Source organism: Trinickia sp. (genome assembly GCF_036503415.1).
GTDB lineage: Bacteria > Pseudomonadota > Gammaproteobacteria > Burkholderiales > Burkholderiaceae > Trinickia.
The window spans coordinates 1-14,700 of sequence record NZ_DASXWY010000096.1 but is presented as its reverse complement, the minus strand read 5'-3'; the positions used below and the strand labels follow the sequence as shown (position 1 = coordinate 14,700).

Here is a 14,700-nt window from a genome sequence, read left to right as displayed (position 1 = left end):
GCGGGGGCGGGGACCACTTGCGCCGGCACGCAAAAGATGGACTATGACGGCGCGCACTACAAGAATGTGCCGACGGGTACCTGCACGACGATGAAGACGCCGCACGGAATGGGCTCGCTCGCGCCCACCAAGTCGTAACGGCGAAGGGACGAAGGGACGAAGGGACGAAGGGACGAAGCACTCACCCGTGGCGGCGACAGTCCTGCCGCTCGGCTGACGCAGCCTCCTGCCTCGAGTATCCAACCGCGTTTGCGCCGATCGGCGCAAACGCATCGCGTTGTGCTCGGGGCGTCACGCGATGGCGGACATAGCAAACTACGTTTCCGCCAAAACCTCTTTGATCGCTTGCTCGAATGCTTCTACCGGCTGTCCGCCCGTGACCAGGTAACGTCGATTGAAAATGATCGACGGAACCGACTGGATGCCGAGTGCCTGGAAATCCCGTACTTCGGCTCGGACTTCATCGGCATACCGGCCGCTGTCCAGAACATCGCGCGCTTGGTCGGCATCGAGTCCGACCGTTTGCGCCGCTTCGACGAGCACGTCGCGATTGCTCGGATCCTTGCCGTCGGAATGATAGGCCTGCATGAGCGCGAGCTTCAGCGGCAACTGCTTGCCTTCGATGCCGGCCCAGTGCAAGAGCCGATGCGCATCGAATGTGTTGTAGACCCGGTTGCGCGCGCCGAACGTAAAGCCGACGCTCGCGCCGCGTTCGCGAATCATGGCCTGGGTTTGCGCGATCTCTTCCGGCGTGCGTCCGTATTTCTTGCCGAGATAATCGACGATCGCCTCGCCCTCGGGCCTCATTTGCGGATTGAGCTCGAACGGATGGATGACGATCTGTGCGTCGACGGCTTGTCCCAGCCGGGAAAGTGCCTGTTGTAGCGAGGATAGGCCGATCGCGCACCAGGGGCATGCGATATCGGAAACGAAGTCGATTCGAAGGGGCTGCGTCATTGCTTCGCCAGTAAGAAGTTGGCCACTTTCAGCCGAGCGCTGCACAGGTTAGCGCAATTCGGGGGCGCGTGCAGGAAGGTGCGAGCGGCCTGTTCGTTCCGGTCCGTTTATAGGGACGACCGCCGGCCGGAACGATCAACCCGCTAATGGCGATTGAGACCGGTTCCGGCGTCGCCCAAAGCGGCAGATTCACGATCGATCAATTGCAGCGTGATCGCCTCGTCGGCGCGCAGTGCCAATTCCCTTTGCAATTCGAGCGCGGACGAGAACGCGTCGCGAGCCTGCCTGTGCCGCTCCGTGCGCGACAAAAGCGTGCCCATGGCTATGAACGTGGAGATGAGGCGAGGCCGGTCGTTCAGCCGCAAGAAATGCGATTGTGCCGCCTCGAACCAGGCCAGCGCTTCGGACATACGGCCCGCTGCCGCGAGCGTGCTGCCACGCCCGTATTGCGCCATGGCCACGCCGGTCGTCATGCCTGTTTCGTTGAAGAGCCTTTCGGCGTCACCCAGTAGCGCGAGCGCGCGCTCGATGTTGCCTTGATTCGAATGGACATCCGCGAGATTGAGCAGTGCAGCGGCTTCGTCGTCCTTGCTTTGCACGTCCGCTCGCCGGGCCAATGTCAGGGCACGCTCGTAGGCCGCGATAGCGGCCGGGAAATCTCCATGCTTCTCGTGAAGCATGCCGAGCCGAAGCGTCGTTTGCCCGACTCCTTGCATGTCGTCCATCGTTTCCCGTAGGCCGCGGGCTTCCTCGAGCAGCTTGCGGGCGTGATCGTCATGCGACTGATCGGAATACAGGACGCCGAGGTTATGAAGCGTTGCCGCGAGTCCCTCGATGTCGCCGGTCTGTCTGCGATTCTCGAGCGATCGCTCATAGCATCGCATCGCCTTGTCCCATTCGCCCAGTTCCCGGTAGGAGACGGCGATGTTGTTCAGCGCGGTCCCGATGTCTTCGCTCGTGCCGGCCCGTGAGAGGAGGTCTAGCGACTGTTCGAGCAGTTGAACGGCTTGCCCGTGCCGGCCGATATGCTGATACACCTCGGCCATCCGCGCCAATGTCACGGCTTGCCCGCGAAAGTCGTCCGTGCTCGTACGCGATTCCAACGCCTCCGAGTAAGCGCGTATCGCATCTTCGTGATGGCCCAGAAGAAAATAGAGAAGGCCCGCGTTTTGTGCGCCGTTTCCCGCGCCTGTCACGTCATTGGCGCGCTGACGGATGGCAACGGCTTGTAACTGACACGCCAGCGCATCGCGGAATTCGCGCTTCGTGAAGTGCCAATCCGCCCGCGCCTCGAGTTCAGCCGCTTCGATGCCAAGCGACTCGTTCATGGCGATCGAGGCGACATCGCTATCGGGCGGCAATGATTGTCTGTCCATGGAGGTTTTATCTGACCGGTCAGGCGACACTTGACGGCAATCTCGGAAACGTTGAATGCGGCGACGTGAATCGCCGGTGTTTTGCAAGCGCGTTGCCTCGAGCGCAACGTTAAGCGCTCGACGATGGTTTGTTCGATCGATCGCGAAAGGTTGATCTTCGAAGCGAAGCCGTCGATTCGATGCGCTGTGTCGATCTTTTTCGCCTATTTCCGCTTTCTTTGGCAGTTTTTACGATTTCACGTAATAAGCGCGCGATAGGCTTGCGCCGACCGAAGTCGGTTTTTCCCAGGTGGCTTATAGCAGGGCATTCGTCTCAGGTACGCGGACCGTGCCTGTTCACGACTGCGTGCCTTCGGGATAGATGATGGTGCCATCCGGTTGAGGTCGAGCGCTCGGCGTCATGGTGGCGGCGTCCACATGACGATCCCCCAGTATGTGTCTGACCGCTTCGCCGCGCGATAGCAGGTAGTCGGTAATGATGCGGCGATGACAGCGCCACCAGACGGCCTCCGAACACATGATGGCGCAGCGCTTGCGCGCGCCCAATTCGAGCAGCGCGGCCAGGCCTTCGGCGAACGTCGCGGTGCATGCGTAGTCGGCATAGTTGCGAAACGCGGGATGCGTCCAGTATCCGTTCGCCGAAGGCTCCGTGCGCTGCGATTTGCCTCGCCGTCCGCCGAGCTCCCGCAGATGACAGTACTCGATTCCGTGCGCCGCCAGCGCATCCGGCAACGTGTCCACGTTGAACTGCGGGTTCGTTCGCGAGCGCGGAAAGCTGCGCACGTCGACGAGCAGTTCGATATCGGAGGCCTCGAGCAGGCCCATGAACTCGTCGAGAGAGCGTGTCGAATGACCGATCGTGAAAAACGGGTGTCGCATTGCAGAAAGTGTGGACGAGGGCGGCCTGAGTCGGTGCGCAAGTCTTGCGCCATGTCAATCGAGGCAGGCCCTGGGCGGCGCATTCACTGCGCCGCAGCTTCATGTTGCTTGCGATGTTCCGCGGCGAGCCGCTCCTGCTGATTGGGCGGGACCGCATCGTAGTGACTGAACTCGATGCTATAGCTGCCATGCCCGCCGGCTATGGCGTTGAGGCGGGATTGATAATCGGTCAGCTCCGATAGCGGCACCTTTCCTGTTACCACGACGGCGTGTCCCGCGAGTGCGCGCGTGCCCTGTACCTGGGCGCGGCGCGTGGACAGATCGCCGATGATGTCGCCGATGGCCGCCTCGGGCGTCATCACTTCGATATTGACGATCGGCTCGAGCACGAGAGGCTGCGCCTTCAGCGCGGCGTCGATGAACGCCTTGCGTCCCGCCGTGACGAACGCCACTTCCTTCGAATCGACGGGGTGGCTCTTGCCGTCGAAAACCGTCACACGCACGTCCTGCATCGGGAAGCCGGCCAGTGGCCCGCTTTCCATCGCCTGCAGTATCCCTTTCTCGACGGCCGGCATGAATTGAGCCGGAATGGCGCCGCCTTTGACCGCATCGACGAATTCGTAGCCGGTGCCGCGCGGCAAGGGTTCGACGCGCAACATGACTTCGCCGAATTGTCCGGCGCCGCCTGTCTGTTTCTTGTGCCGATGATGTCCTTCCGCTTGCGCGACGATCGTTTCCCGATAGGCGATCCTGGGAGGCCGGGTGAGCACGGAGACCTTGTATTGATCGGCGAGCCGCTCGAGCATGTGCCGCAGATGCAGCTCGCCAAGACCGCGTACGACCGTTTCGTTGTTGCCCGAATGCTCGATTCGCAAGCAAGGATCTTCCGCCGTCAGCTTCTGGAGGATTTCCCACAGGCGCTGTTCGTTGCCGCGGCGCTCGGGCTCGATCGCGAGGCCGTAAATCGGTGTCGGAAACGCGAGGGGCGCGAGATGAATGTTGCCGTCGTCGGGCGAATCGTGCAGAACGGCATCGAAGCCGATCTCGTCCACCTTGGCCGTCGCGCAGATATCGCCCGGTCCCGCGCGCGCGATCTCGACGTGTTCCTTGCCCTGGAGTGTCATCAAATGGGCGACCTTGAACGGTTGGCGTGCGTCGCCGATATAGAGCTGGCTGTCGCGCCGAACCGTGCCTTGATGAATTCGAAACACGGCCATTTTGCCGATGTACGGATCCACCACGATCTTGAATACGTGCGCGAGGACGTGTTTGTCGGCGAGCGGTTGCGCTTGAACGGCCTCGCGACGGCCATCGACGTCGCGATAAAAAAGAGGCGGGTTGCCTTCGAGCGGACTCGGCAACAGCTTCACGAAGATATCGAGGAGTTCGGGAATGCCGGCGCCCGTGGCCGCGGAGGTGAAGCAAATCGGCACCAGATGCCCTTCACGCAACGCGCGCTCGAACGGCTCATGCAGTTGTTCGGGGCTGATCGCTTCGCCTTGTTCGAGATAGAGCTCCATCAGATTCGCGTCGAGCTCGATCACCTGATCGATGAGCGCATCGTGCGCCGCGGCTACCGTCAGAAAGTCCGATTCGCCCGAAGGATTGAAGAAGCAGTCGACCACCGCTTGCGCGCCCTGGGCGGGCAGATTGATCGGCAGGCACGCTTTGCCGAACGTATCCTGAATCTGAGCGACGATGCCGGGCAGATCGACCTTCTCGCCGTCGATGCCATTGACGACGATGATTCGGCACAGCTTGCGTGCCTGAGCCCAGGCCATCATGCGCCGCGTCGTCATTTCGATGCCGGCGCGCGCATTGATGACGATGGCCGCTGTCTCCACGGCGGGCAGCGCACTGATCGACAGGCCCGAGAAGTCGGGGTAACCCGGTGTATCGGCCAGATAAATGCGGGTGTCGCGGTAATCGACGTGCGCGATCGCGGAGCTCAGCGAATGGTGATATTTGCGCTCGAGCGGATCGAAATCGCAGACCGTCGTACCGCGCTCGACGCTGCCCGGCGCGTGGATCGTGCCGCTCTCGTGCAGGAGCGCCTCGACGAGCGAGGTCTTGCCGCAACCGGTGTGACCGACCACCGCGACGGTACGAATGGCTTCGGGGGAATAGTCCATGGCGCCTCCGTCCTGCGATTGTTATCGACGCATTATTGGCGAAAACGGCGAACGTCGCCAGCAATCGGCTGTCGACGGCGTTCGATGCCCCGCGTTGCGCGGGGGAAGACGCCTCGCCCGGCCAGCCCGGTCGCTTTCGGTTTTGTAATATGAAAGATCCTAAGCCGGTCCGGGACTACGCGCGCCGCTCGCCCATGGCTGCACGTTGCTGCGGCTCGTTTCCAGCGGGATGCGGACTTCGACGGTCGTGCCGTTGCCGGGAGAAGCTTCGATCTCGAAGGTGCCTCCCAGCAGATAGGCGCGCTCGCGCAGTCCAATGAGTCCGTACGATCCGCTCTTGCGCGGGCGGGTCAGATCGAATCCGGTCCCATCGTCGCTGATCCGCAATAGGATGTGGCTGTCGGTGAGGGCGACAGTAATGTCGGCGTGCGACGCATGCGCGTGGCGTGCGATGTTGGTGAGCGCCTCCTGAACGATTCGAAAAACCGCAGTGGCGTAAGGCTCGACGAGCGCAGGATCGGCGGGGTGGAAAGTCAGTTTGCAATGAATGCCGTATCGTTGCTCGACGTTCGTCACGAGCCAGTGCGTGGCGGCCACGAATCCGAGATCGTCGAGTACCAGCGGACGGAGGTCCGAGGCGATGCGCCGAGCGGACTTGATCGTCCCGCTCAAGAGCATATGCATCGAGGCAATCTTTCGGGCGACGTGAGCGTCGTCTTGCGGGACGTTGTCCATGAGCCAATCGAGGTCGACCTTCAGCATGCCGAGCGTTTGTCCGAGTTCGTCGTGGAGCTCGCGTGCGATGCGGCGCCGTTCGGCCTCCCGCGCGCTGGCGCAGGTGGCCGACAGCTCCCGAACTTCCTCGCGCGACGTTTTCAAGGCTCGCTCGGCGCGCTCGCGCTCTTCGATCTCGCGACGCAATTCCGCGTTCGACGCTGTCAGTTCGCGCGTGCGCGCAGCCACACGGTGCTCGAGCCGCGCGTTCGCCTCGTTGAGCTGCGCTGTTTTCTCCTGTACGAGCAGGTGTTCGGTCCGTTCTGCCGCCAGGGCGTTGACGACGTGCGCATAGAGCTTGGCATGCTCGAAGAGCAGCGCGAAGAGCACGGTCGACGAGGCGAGCAGCCCATAGATGCGCCCGGCGTAGAAGCCCAAATCGAATCGGCCTCGATTGAATATCGACGAGAGGGCGATGTCGAGAAGCCATGCGCCCAGGGCGACCATCAACCAGATATCGAGAATGGCGTGTGGCCGCCGTTGCCACAAGATGACGAGCGCAGCGAGATTGAGCCCCCATACCGTCCACACGACGACCAGCAGCGAGGGTGTCATGAAGTGACCCGCCATGATGTGCGGCAGTAGAGCGTGGCCCGTCGTAGTCAGTACCACGAGGGCGCTCGTCGCCAGCAACGCTGCGGCGATGCAGGCTCCGATCCAGACTGCGCGGGTGCCGCTGCGCACCTGGGCCGTAGGCTTCCAAAGGGCGTAGGCCGCGATTGCCACGGGAAAGGCGCCGTGCCAGAACATATAAAGCCATGCAGTCGTTTGTTCTCCTGCGCCAAGCAACCCCGTTGCCGTAAAGAGACCCGGAAAGGTGAGCGCGTGAGCGCCGCCCATGAAACCCGTGAACAGGTAACCGAACGCGAGAACGAGCAGGGCCGTTGAACGCAGAATGGCGAACTGCCCGACTAAAAGCGCCGCTGTGACGAAATCATTGACGATCAAAGCCGATTGATAGAGCGGGATGAATGCCCATATCTGCGGTAGCGGGCGATCGGCGAACGGAACCAGTGCGATGAAGACTGCAGCGGAGACGCTCATCACTCCCGCAGCGAGCCGCCTGTCGCGATGTCCGGGCGGCGATGTCGACATGAACATCTGGGATGGGTCGGGCAACTCGTTCATTTGCGTCACCGCGCGGCGGATGGCCGATGTTTGCCTATTCTTCTTCCTCGGCATCGATCAGATGATGGCGAACCGCGTAGCGAATCAGCGCAGCCTCATGCGGCAGCTCCAGCTTTTCGAGGATACGCTGCTTGTATGTGCTGACCGTCTTTACGCTGCGCTCGAGTTCGGTGGCGATTTCAGTGACCGACTTGCCCCGGGCGAGGCGACGGAGTATGTCGAGTTCACGCCGGGAAAGCCGCTGATGAGCCGACGCGTGCCCAGGCTCGCGCAACTTGCCCGCGAGCCGTTCGGCGATCGGCACGCTGATATAGACGCCGCCGGTTGCAATCTTTTTGAGCGCCGAGATGAGTTCGAGCCCGGCGCTTTCCTTCGTCATGTATCCCGCGGCACCCGCACTGAAAGCGCGGGCGACGTATTGTTGCTCGGCATGCATCGTCACGATGAGGATGCGCAATTGCGGCGCTGCCTCCCGGATATGACCGATCAAGTCCAGCCCCGTGCATTCCGGCATCGACAAATCGAGGAGCAGCACGTCGGCGTCGACGCGATTAGCCAGATCGAGCGCCGCCGCGCCATCGCCCGCCTCACCGACGACCTCGAAATCCCCGGCCGTCTCGAGAATATGGCGCAGCCCCTGCCGCACGACGGTGTGGTCGTCCGCGAGTAGGACCTTGATCATCAGGCGCCTCTCATACGCATTCTCGTGCGTGTTCAAAGTGTGGTTCTTTTCATGAGAGGGCGCAAATGAAAGGCTGGAAAAAGCTAGGGAAGGTGCGTTTGCCGCTACCAGAGCTCTTGTCCGACGAATAAGAATATCCCTACATGAGAGTAAGGAAGTCTTACCCGAGATTCCGCCCGAGTCCGGTTTCGGAAGCCGCCCGCTTGAGCCAAACTGCCTGCACTTTCGACGATCGATCCGACATGGAGAGCGCAATGCTGACGCCGCATGAGGTCGCTTTGCTATTTGTCGCCACGGACGCGCCGGAGCGCATCGATATCGACGACTCGAACGTCGCATCGCTCGTTGAGCGCGAGTTGATCGATATCGAACACACCGGCGGCGGGCGCAGCCGGCCCGTGTTGACGCGTTTGGGCGCGAGGACCGTGGCGCGCCTGAGGGAGACCGGATGTTCCGCCGCGCGGGGGCCTGGCTCCGGCCGATAACGGAGCAAAGCCATCGCGCCCGGCGCGGGCCGCGCTACCTGGATTTCAGCGATACGAACGTACGCGTGTTATCGCGAACGATCAGCAGCGCAGCTACCTTCGGGCTCGAGGCGACGAGTGCGGCCAACGCTTCGCGGGACGCAACGGGCTTTCCGTTCACCGACACCACGATATCGCCGGGCTCGATCCCGGCATCCGCCGCGAGATCCGAGGCCGCATCGACGAGCAAACCAGCTTCGACCCCGCTTGTGCGCCGTTCGGCTTCGCTGAGCGGATGGACGACTAGACCGATCCTGTCGAGATCGTCGCCGCTGGGTGCCGCGGCGTCAGTGGACGCCGCTACCGTTGCACTCAACGTCATCGGCTTGTTGTTGCGGACGATTTTGAGCGTGACCTTCGAGCCTGACGTCAGCCCCGCGACGGCATCGCGCAGGTCGGCGGCGTGATCGACGCTCTTTCCGTTGACGTGCGTGATGACGTCGCCGGCCCTCAGGCCGTTGGCAGCGGTGCCGTGCGCCGTCGGGGCGACGAGCGTCACGAGTACGCCCTGCGGTCGCGATAGGCCGAACGCCGTGGCCAGACCGGGATCGAGATCCTGCGTTGTAATGCCGAGACTGCCGCCGCTGGCCTTCGCCTGACCCAGCAAATGCGTACGCAGTTCGATTGCCGCCGCGATCGGGATGGCGAACGTCATCGTTTGATAGCGGGGTGCGTCCACGTAAAGCTGCACGTCCACGCCGATTACCGCGCCGTCTCGATTCAGCAGGGGGCCGCCCGAGTTATCGGGGTTCACGGCAATCTCGGTCTGAAAGAACGGGAACGTGGTGCCGTCGGGCAACGCATGTGGCGCGACGCTGACGATCCCCGCAGTGACCGTGTTTTGCGCGCCCTCGAGAGCGCCGATCGTCAACACGGTCTCCCCGGTGTTTACCCTCGCAGCGTCGCCGAGCCGGACGACAGGAAGTTTCGACGCGCCTTGCATTTGAAGCAGCGCGACATCGGTTCGCGGGTCGACGCCGAGCACGCGTGCCTTGAACTGGCGCCGGTCGGTCAGCGTCACCGTGACCTCGTCCGCGCGGTTCACGGTGTGCGCCGTCGTCACGACGAGCCCATCCGGGCTGACGATGAACCCCGAACCACGCCCCCACATGACGCGAGCGGCCGGGGATTGATCCTGCTGCGAGGCGGTGGACTGAAGAAGGGCGCCGATCGGATCGTCGGGTGCGATCGCGTCGAGTTGCGCAGGTCGGTCCGCGTCGCCCGCTGCACGGATATTGACGACGGCGGGCCCGTACCGGTCGACGAATATCGCGTAGTTGGGTGCGCTTTCAATGCTGCCGTTGCGGCTGCCGCTGTCGGGCGACGTATGGACAGTCCTGGCGGGTGAGGAGGCGGGTGGCGCCGCGTACGTCGACAGCGGTAGCACGACGCAGAGGGTAACGCAGAACAATGACGCCGCAGCCATGCTGCGTAAGGCCGGATGGGGGGTTCCCGAGGTTCTGATGCTCACGGCTCGCTCCATTGGGTTGGCGTTGAGCGCAAATGGGAACGCTACCGGTCGAAAGCGGAAGACCGGTCTCGCGTGTCCGTCCATTCATGTTGCTCGCTCGACGTTTCGCCGCCTGTGAGAGAGCGCACCAAACCGCTCAAGATGATCGCCGCGTCGTATTCCGCGGCGGGTCGCGCAAGCGTTGCGCTACATTGCTGATCCGGGGAGACGCGACTTCCGATGTGGGGTGGCAAGCGTGTGTTGGACGAAAAAGCGTTGCATCGTCTGCGCGCCGCGAGAGATGTCGCGGCGCAAAACATTAAACCGAGAGAAATAGCACGTTAGCCGACGCCGGCGCGATACCGATACGAAGCGCGGGCGCGGCGAACGCAATCACGTCTTCTCCGATCGAGAAGCCCGGATACGAGTATGCGGACACGCTTGATCGTCATCGTTGAATAAAAAATATGCGTTGCGGCTCGCAGGAATTTTTCAACAAATTCTGGTTGCTATTATCGAAATTTGCTGCAAGCTCTGGACAAAAATCGGTGCTCACAAACAAAATAATTCGTATGGCGCTTTTCGGCGTCATGGTCGCGGCGGTTGCGCCGTCCTGTCCCGCGCGATACACCACGGACTGGCTCGCGAACTCCTACGGTTCGCTTGCCGAGCATGTCGGCAACGCGGCCCGCTCGATGTGGGTCGCGCCTGATGGCACGGTCTACACGGCATCGATGTGGGACGAGAACGCGGGCGGTATCGGAATCTATCGCAACGGTAAAACGATCGGCTCCATCGGCCGGCACAACGACGTTCAAGGCGGCGCCATCGCCGGAAATGCCACCTCGATCTTTGCCGAGTTGCAGTCGAGCGCGCGCGGCGGCAGCGGGGCGGTCGGACGTTTCGATCGAACGACTGGCTTGCGCGACCGGGTATTCCAGGTCAGCAATGCGAGTGTCGGCGTTCATGCCGATCGAATCACCGGTCTTGCGGCATCGAAATCGTTGGTCTACGCGAGCGACCTTCCCGGCAGCCGGGTCCGCATTTATACCGTCGATGGCATCTGGCAGCGCGATATCGCCTTTCAGAAACCCGGCGCGCTGACGGCGGACGATGCCGGAAACGTCTGGGTTGCCCGACAAGACGAGGGCGAAATCGTCGAGTTCAGCGCGGCCGGGCGTCAATTGACGGCTATTCGTATGCCGGAGGGGTCGCGGCCATCCGCACTTTCCTGGGATTCGACCTCGAAGCAGTTGCTGGTGGGCGACGAAGGCCCTGATTTGAACATCAAGCTATATTCGTTTTCGAATGGGCTTCCCAGGCTCGCCGGCACGTTCGGCGTGCGCGGCGGTTACCTCGACACCTCGACCGGCATCAAAGGGCAAACGGGCGAGAAACGCTTCAATCGCGTGGTAGGGATCGGACGCGACGGCAGCGGCAATCTCTATGTCCTCAACAATCCGTGGGGTAGGGGATGGGACCTCGCCCGGACCGGCGGCACCGATATCCGTGCGTATGACAGGGCCGGCCGAATGCAGTGGGAATTGCATTCGCTGAATTTCGAAGCGATTGCCGCACCCGATCCCGGTAACGATGGCACCGATTTCTACAGCGGTACGAACATCTATCGTGGAAAGTCGGGCGGCGTCTTTTTCGCCAATACCGTCGATCCGTTCGAGTTTCCCTCGGACCCGCGCCTCGACAGCACCCAGCGCGGTGAGCATTTCGGACAACTGGCCCGCGTGGGAGGGAATCTCATTCTGGTCGCGGCAAGCCAAAACCCCAGAACGTTTCATTTCTTTCACTTCAATGCCGCGCATGGATATATCGCCATACCGGACGGCTCGTTGCCCGGCGATTTGTTCGATACGGTGCGGGAAGTGACAGGAGGCTTTTGCCTGGACAGCAAGGGCGACGTCTGGGCAGCGCTCGACAAGACCGACGCGATCTACCACTACCGGCTTCTCGGCTTCGGCGCCGATGGGAAACCGAGGTGGAGCCCGCCCGAAACGATCCCGGTCCCGGCCAGCGTCCGTCCGCTCGTGCGAATCGTTTACTTGCCCGAGAGCGACACGATGATCCTTGCGCAGGGGAGCGGCAGTACGCTCGACTGGACGCAGATGAGCGAGCGCATCGAGGTCTATCACGGTTGGCTTGCCGGCAACACAAATAGGCCGAATCCGGTCGTGGTGCTGGAGAACGCGAGCGCGAAGTCGCTCGCAGCCGCCGGAGACTATCTTTTCGTGGGGTATGTCCATACCGTGCCGAACATCGACGTATTCAGCCTGAGCGGCGGCCAGCGAGTGGCGACGCTGACCAACAGCAGTGAAGGCCGGATCGACGTCGGCAACGACGTGGATTCGATGTATGGACTGCGGGCTTATCTGAGTACGAACGGCGAGTACCTGGTTGCGAAGGACAACTACAACGGATCCAGTGTCGTCGTGTATAGATGGCGCCCTTGAAATCGGTCGATTTCCGCGCTCGAGCTTGGTGCGGAAAGCGACGCGACCATTTCGCTTGCGGGAGCGGTTTTACGCTTTGGCTTGAAACATTACAACGGCCTGGACTCGATACTCCGACGATAAACAGCGACAACGGAGGGGGCGAATGCATGGCAGAGGAGTGGGCCGCGCCGCGAGAGCGCTTAGCCAGACGGGCAGCACCGCTGGAAAAAGGACGAACAACCGCACGGCCGAACAAGAGCCTTCCCAAGGCGACTCACGGACTCGGAACGTCTCGCCCATGTTGTCGGCGCTGCCGGGCAGGCGCGTCAGTACCGTCGTGAGCGACACGAAGATCAACGAAGCAGGCGACGTCACGGATCCCGGACACATCCAATATCAAACATCGGAGGCCGAGCGCGCGAGAGAGCCGGAGTTGGCGCTCGCCATCGGACATTCGCGACGCACCGATCCGCATGCACCGAAGGTCCATCGCTTCAAGGTGAGCGGCTCGCTGCCCGATGGCACGCCGTTTCGCGTCAATGCACTGAAGGGCGCGGCAATCAACGCGGGTGACGACAAGCTCATCGAGCCGCAATCGGCGTCGCGCGTAATCGACCACGGCGAGATGACGGATGAGCAGCTCGCGCGTATGAAGGAAATTCAGCAGCAGCCGATTTTTCCCGAATACGAGACGAGCGGCGCTGACGAGAGCAATTGCGTTCACGGCCACGCCGAAGTGGCGCGCACGGTGTTCGACTGGGACGTGCGCCCCGAACGGCACGCGCGGCCGCAGGACCTGGCGCAGCAGATGACCGGTTTCAGGACGGACGGCACCGGGGAAAAACCCTCGGATGTGGATTGATCGGCAACGGCGACGCCTGCTGCTGCAGCGCAAAATACAACCTACTCCCACGACATCCCATTAAGTGACGAGCCCTCTCACTTCTTGACAGGGCAATCGCCACTCTCCACACTTGCCCGCATTGCGGCGATACCTTTCTATGGGGGTAGGTCAATGAAAGCTTGGCATAAAGCTCTGCATCCCATGATCGTTGGCGCACTGATGGCGGTCGCGTTATCGACTCCGGCATTTGCGCAAGGCCCGAAGGCGGTTGGCGGGCCCGGCGCCGATCCGGGCTGTTTCAAGCCACAGGCGTCCGACACGAAGTACTTCCAGTGGCCGGCCAAACCGGGCCCCTATCGAATTGCGCTCGTTAACGGTTTTATTGCCAATGACTGGCGCGTGCAGATGATCCGCGTTGCCAAAGCCTATGTTTCCCAGCCGGCGGTCAAAAAGGACATCAAGGAATTCAAGGTTGTCTCGGTTGGCCAGGACATCTCCGCGCAGATTGCCGCCGCCAACAATTTCATCGACCAAGGCTTCGATGCCATCATCGTCGATGCCAACAATTCCGCGGCTTTCAAGGGCGTGGTGCGCAAGGCCAATGCGAAGGGTGTCGTCGTCGTATCGTTCGATAACGTGATCGACAGCCCCGATCAAGTCTCGGTCAATGTCAACCAGGTCGGGCTCGGCGAAATGGCGGCGACGTTCTTGCTGAAGGAAGCCAAAAAGAAGAGCGGCGATCTGACGTTCCTGCACGTACGCGGACCGTCGGGCCAACCGGTGGATCTCGCCCGCGACAAGGGCTTTCATGAAGTGCTCGACAAGTCCGGCCGCAAGGTCAAGGTAGTCGATGTGATCGGCAACTGGGCACCGGGCGATGCGCAGAAGGCAACCGCGGATGCGATCGCCGCGGGCGGCATTTTCGACGGTATCTACGTACAGGGCGGCTCCCAGGGCACGGTGCAGGCCATGCTCGACGCGGGCAAGTTCAAGGCGCCGATTTCCGGCGAGACGGAGAACGCTTTTCGGATGCTATGCGACAAGGCAGACCTGACCTGCCAGTCGGGCGGTACCGGGCCGGCGCAAAGCGCGGTGGCGGTCAAAACCGCGATTGCGGCGCTGCAAGGCAAAGTGGTGCCGCAAAGCATCGCGCTGCCTACGTCGGTCGACTATTCGCCATTTACGCCGGACAAGAATGTCTTCCCCAAACTGCCGGGCAGCTTCTTCGCCGGCAACAACTTCCCCAGTTGCAATATCGGGTTCTCCGCCGAGGAAATTGCGAAGCAGAGCAGCCAGAACAACTGAACGCTTGAGCGCGGCCGCGCATCGTTGCCGCGGCCGACAAGGGGAGCACGACGATGGGGGAGGGAGCATCGGATCCACTGCTGCGCGTGGAGGGTGTGTCGAAGCATTACGGCGGCGTCCGGGCGCTCGAGGATGTGCGGTTTTCGTGTCGCGCGGGCTCGATTCATGCGCTTCTCGGCGAAAACGGCGCGGGCAAATCCAC

The 14,700-nt window shown here is 62.0% G+C and carries 13 protein-coding genes; 6 read left to right on the top strand and 7 right to left on the bottom strand.

Going from position 1 to position 14,700, the window contains the following annotated elements; genetic code table 11:
* Positions 1–138 (top strand): DUF2282 domain-containing protein (locus tag VGL01_RS13300; protein WP_331570001.1); only part of this gene is annotated, 138 nt, incomplete at its 5' end.
* A 177-nt stretch (positions 139–315) separates the two neighbouring features.
* Here the strand turns inward: VGL01_RS13300 and VGL01_RS13295 are convergent.
* From VGL01_RS13295 to VGL01_RS13270, 6 genes are all read right to left on the bottom strand, one after another.
* Complete coding sequence (locus tag VGL01_RS13295; RefSeq protein ID WP_331569999.1) at positions 316–957, bottom strand: DsbA family oxidoreductase; 642 nt, start codon at positions 955–957, stop codon at positions 316–318.
* A 143-nt stretch (positions 958–1,100) separates the two neighbouring features.
* Entirely contained in the window at positions 1,101–2,333 is a 1,233-nt protein-coding gene (locus VGL01_RS13290; RefSeq protein ID WP_331569997.1) for a tetratricopeptide repeat protein, read from the bottom strand.
* Between the two features lie 336 nt (positions 2,334–2,669).
* On the bottom strand, positions 2,670–3,212 hold the full coding sequence (locus tag VGL01_RS13285) for a DUF488 domain-containing protein (RefSeq protein WP_331569995.1): 543 nt from the start codon (positions 3,210–3,212) through the stop codon (positions 2,670–2,672).
* An 83-nt stretch (positions 3,213–3,295) separates the two neighbouring features.
* A complete protein-coding gene (gene fusA, locus VGL01_RS13280) occupies positions 3,296–5,344 on the bottom strand; it encodes an elongation factor G (protein ID WP_331569993.1) in 2,049 nt (682 codons plus the stop codon).
* 159 nt (positions 5,345–5,503) lie between these two features.
* On the bottom strand, positions 5,504–7,246 hold the full coding sequence (locus VGL01_RS13275; RefSeq protein ID WP_331569991.1) for a sensor histidine kinase: 1,743 nt from the start codon (positions 7,244–7,246) through the stop codon (positions 5,504–5,506).
* A 34-nt stretch (positions 7,247–7,280) separates the two neighbouring features.
* Positions 7,281–7,928 carry a response regulator transcription factor gene (locus tag VGL01_RS13270; RefSeq protein ID WP_331569990.1) on the bottom strand — a complete coding sequence of 216 codons (648 nt, stop codon included), beginning with the start codon at positions 7,926–7,928 and terminating at the stop codon, positions 7,281–7,283.
* A 254-nt stretch (positions 7,929–8,182) separates the two neighbouring features.
* Here VGL01_RS13270 and VGL01_RS13265 point away from each other — a divergent pair, with 254 nt between their 5' ends.
* Complete coding sequence (locus VGL01_RS13265; protein WP_331569988.1) at positions 8,183–8,413, top strand: hypothetical protein; 231 nt, start codon at positions 8,183–8,185, stop codon at positions 8,411–8,413.
* 34 nt (positions 8,414–8,447) lie between these two features.
* Here the strand turns inward: VGL01_RS13265 and VGL01_RS13260 are convergent, their stop codons facing one another.
* Positions 8,448–9,923, bottom strand: coding sequence for a trypsin-like peptidase domain-containing protein (locus VGL01_RS13260; RefSeq protein WP_331569987.1), 1,476 nt, complete (start codon positions 9,921–9,923; stop codon positions 8,448–8,450).
* Positions 9,924–10,474: 551 nt separating this feature from the next.
* Here VGL01_RS13260 and VGL01_RS13255 point away from each other — a divergent pair.
* The 4 genes from VGL01_RS13255 to VGL01_RS13240 form a co-directional block, all read left to right on the top strand.
* Positions 10,475–12,367, top strand: a complete 1,893-nt coding sequence (locus VGL01_RS13255; protein WP_331569986.1) for an SMP-30/gluconolaconase/LRE-like region family protein — start codon at positions 10,475–10,477, stop codon at positions 12,365–12,367.
* A 280-nt stretch (positions 12,368–12,647) separates the two neighbouring features.
* Positions 12,648–13,211: a type III effector gene (locus VGL01_RS13250; protein ID WP_331569985.1), complete on the top strand. Its 564-nt coding sequence runs from the start codon at positions 12,648–12,650 to the stop codon at positions 13,209–13,211.
* Positions 13,212–13,364: 153 nt separating this feature from the next.
* Complete coding sequence (locus VGL01_RS13245; protein WP_331569983.1) at positions 13,365–14,498, top strand: substrate-binding domain-containing protein; 1,134 nt, start codon at positions 13,365–13,367, stop codon at positions 14,496–14,498.
* 53 nt (positions 14,499–14,551) lie between these two features.
* A partial coding sequence (locus VGL01_RS13240; protein ID WP_331570000.1) for an ATP-binding cassette domain-containing protein occupies positions 14,552–14,700 on the top strand: 149 nt, incomplete at its 3' end.

Coding starts and splice junctions, on each gene's coding strand:
- VGL01_RS13295 (WP_331569999.1), bottom strand. CDS start 957: ATGACGCAGCCCCTTCGAATCGACTTCGTTTCCGATATCGCATGCCCC.
- VGL01_RS13290 (WP_331569997.1), bottom strand. CDS start 2,333: ATGGACAGACAATCATTGCCGCCCGATAGCGATGTCGCCTCGATCGCC.
- VGL01_RS13285 (WP_331569995.1), bottom strand. CDS start 3,212: ATGCGACACCCGTTTTTCACGATCGGTCATTCGACACGCTCTCTCGAC.
- fusA (WP_331569993.1), bottom strand. CDS start 5,344: ATGGACTATTCCCCCGAAGCCATTCGTACCGTCGCGGTGGTCGGTCAC.
- VGL01_RS13275 (WP_331569991.1), bottom strand. CDS start 7,246: ATGAACGAGTTGCCCGACCCATCCCAGATGTTCATGTCGACATCGCCG.
- VGL01_RS13270 (WP_331569990.1), bottom strand. CDS start 7,928: ATGATCAAGGTCCTACTCGCGGACGACCACACCGTCGTGCGGCAGGGG.
- VGL01_RS13265 (WP_331569988.1), top strand. CDS start 8,183: ATGCTGACGCCGCATGAGGTCGCTTTGCTATTTGTCGCCACGGACGCG.
- VGL01_RS13255 (WP_331569986.1), top strand. CDS start 10,475: ATGGCGCTTTTCGGCGTCATGGTCGCGGCGGTTGCGCCGTCCTGTCCC.
- VGL01_RS13250 (WP_331569985.1), top strand. CDS start 12,648: ATGTTGTCGGCGCTGCCGGGCAGGCGCGTCAGTACCGTCGTGAGCGAC.
- VGL01_RS13245 (WP_331569983.1), top strand. CDS start 13,365: ATGAAAGCTTGGCATAAAGCTCTGCATCCCATGATCGTTGGCGCACTG.